The following is a 1026-nucleotide window of genomic DNA, read 5'->3' on the forward strand; positions in this document are numbered from 1 at the left end:
GGCACCGGTAAGACCGCCGCATTCGCGATCCCGATTCTGATGAACCTGGACACCGCGCAGAAGAAGCCGAGCGCTCTGGTGCTCGCGCCGACTCGTGAGCTCGCGATCCAGGTCGCCGAGGCCTTCGGCAAGTACTCCTCGCACATCCCCGGCCTGCACGTGCTGCCGATCTACGGCGGGCAGAGCTACGGCGTGCAGCTGTCGGGTCTGCGCCGCGGCGCGCACGTGGTGGTCGGTACGCCCGGTCGCGTGATCGATCACCTGGAGAAGGGCACGCTCGATCTCTCCGAGCTGCGCTACCTGGTGCTCGACGAGGCCGACGAGATGCTCAAGATGGGCTTCCAGGAAGACGTCGAGCGCATCCTGCGCGACACCCCCAAGGACAAGCAGGTCGCGCTGTTCTCGGCCACCATGCCGGGCGTGATCCGCAAGATCTCCAAGCAGTACCTCAACGACCCGGTCGAGATCACGGTCAAGTCCACGACTCAGACCAGCTCCAACATCACCCAGCGCTACGTGCAGGTGTCGCATCAGCGCAAGCTCGATGCCCTGACGCGCGTGCTCGAGGTCGAAGCCTTCGAGGCGATGATCATCTTCGTGCGCACCAAGCAGGCCACCGAGGAGCTGGCCGAGAAGTTGCGCTCGCGTGGTTTCTCCGCCGCCGCGATCAACGGCGACATCGCGCAGAACCAGCGTGAACGCACCATCGGGCAGCTGAAGTCGGGTGGCATCGACATCCTCGTCGCCACCGACGTGGCCGCGCGTGGTCTCGATGTCGACCGCATCTCGCACGTGGTCAACTACGACATCCCGCACGACACCGAGTCCTACGTGCACCGCATCGGCCGCACCGGCCGCGCGGGCCGTTCGGGTGAGGCGCTGCTGTTCGTGGCCCCGCGTGAGCGGCACCTGCTCAAGTCGATCGAGCGGGCCACCAAGAGCGCGCTCACCGAGATGCAGCTGCCGTCGGTCGACGACGTCAACGCGACCCGTGCCTCGAAGTTCGGTGACTCGATCACCGAGAAC

1 protein-coding gene is annotated in these 1026 nt (G+C 66.0%); it reads left to right on the forward strand.

Annotated features, from left to right (window positions below):
- A partial coding sequence (locus ACFWUY_RS42015) for a DEAD/DEAH box helicase (protein WP_384122461.1) occupies positions 1–1026 on the forward strand: 1026 nt, incomplete at both ends.

Origin of the sequence: Streptomyces sp. NPDC058664 (genome assembly GCF_042716635.1) — a bacterium.
Taxonomy (GTDB): domain Bacteria; phylum Actinomycetota; class Actinomycetes; order Streptomycetales; family Streptomycetaceae; genus Streptomyces.